Consider the following 1,645-nt stretch of genomic DNA (forward strand, 5'->3'; position numbering starts at 1 on the left):
CAGGCGCCGCCGGATTTACGCCGAACCGATCTGGAACTCCCCGTTAGACAATACTTCCCATAAGGCACGTAATGGAGTGCACTCCGTTACGTGTCTTATGGGAAGTGTTTTCCTATGGGGAGAGGAGGCCTCGGAGCGGGCTCGAACCGGAGATTCGCGTCGCTTTAACTCTCCATTAAAAGCTTCGCTCTGAGCACCGCGGTTACCAATCGGAGGCCGCAACGAACCCCTAAACAGCTATGGTGGAACGATCGAGTCGACGGTCGGCGGTCCACAAGCAACGTACCGCGTTCGCCACAGAGTATCGGTCACGTCCGAGCGCATCAGCAAAGTTCGATATTTTATGGGGAGTCGAAAGGCAGCCTGACAGATGCCGAGCCATACAGGCGCCGCCGGATTTACGCCGAACCGATCTGGAACTCCCCGTTAGACAATACTTCCCATAAGGCAGGTAACGGAGTGCACTCCGTTACCTGCCTTATGGGAAGTGGTTCCCTATGGGGAGAAGATGTCTCGGAGCGAGCGCGGAGCGGACTACGCGCCCGTTTAACTCTCCATTAAAGCTTCGCCCTGAGCATGGCAATTACCTTGTCGGACGGCCGAAACGAACCCCTGCGCAAATGCGGTGGGACGATCGCGTTGAGGGCTTCGAGCTTCTCAGTTGGGTCAGCGCGAGTGTAGATTTCAGTGGTCGCCAGATCGCTATGCCCGAGCCATAATGACACTTTCAGAATATCCTGAGTGCTTCGTAGTACTATCATTGCGCAGGTGTGCCTCAACACATGTGGTGATACCTGCTTCTTCGATAGCGAGGGACACATATGACGAGCTGTCTCAGCGTGGCATTTAAGGATATACGCGAAACCCCAGCGACTCATTGCTTCACCGCGAGCATTGACGAACAATTCCGGTACTGCAACAGTTCCCCGTACCACCATCCAGGCACGCAATGCATTAGCGGTCGTTTTCCACAGGGGCAACGCGCGCTCCCGCCGATCCTTGCCGTGAACATGGATGCTCATCGACGGGAACACAACATCGGCGGCTTGCAAACCCGTCAGTTCCGATACACGCAGTCCAGCGCAGATGGCCAGATGCAGCATCGCCCGGTCCCGGATCCCCTCGCGCGTTGACGGATCGGGCGCATCGAGCAGGGCCTGAACCTCTTCCTCGCCCAGATACGGCACTAACCGTGAATCAGTTTTCTTGTAGGGAATGCCCAGGATTCGTCGCGCCTGTTCGAGTATCGCGGGCTCGCGATACTCAAGGAAGTGGAAGAAGGACCTGATTGCAGCCAGCCGGACATTGCGAGTCCCGGGCGAGTTCTGGCGCGTATCTTCCAGATATTCCAGGAAGTCGCTGATCAGTCTCGCATCGAGCTGCTCCAGCGCTAGCGACGACGGCGTCATCCTGAGTCGCCCGGCGGCGAACTCGAACAGAAGCTGGAAGGTGCAAGCATAGGAGTCGCAGGTGTGTTGGCTGGCGCCTCTCTCATGAGCAAGGTTTTGACGAAGAAATGCCACAATGTGCGGCGCGATCGGGTTCATTTCTGCGTATTCCACGCAAAGAGAACAGCCATTCCAGGGCAAAGTGAATCGTGATTCCACGGCAAAGAGAACAAGGATTCCACGCCATCGCGAACAAA

General features: G+C 56.4%; 1 protein-coding gene. It reads right to left on the reverse strand.

Annotated elements, in window-relative coordinates; all coding sequences use genetic code 11:
• Positions 1-557: 557 nt before the first annotated feature.
• Positions 558-1,645 (reverse strand): tyrosine-type recombinase/integrase (locus P3T23_RS47625; RefSeq protein WP_429322944.1); only part of this gene is annotated, 1,088 nt, incomplete at its 5' end.

Source organism: Paraburkholderia sp. GAS448, assembly GCF_050435685.1.
In the GTDB taxonomy this organism is placed as follows: domain Bacteria; phylum Pseudomonadota; class Gammaproteobacteria; order Burkholderiales; family Burkholderiaceae; genus Paraburkholderia.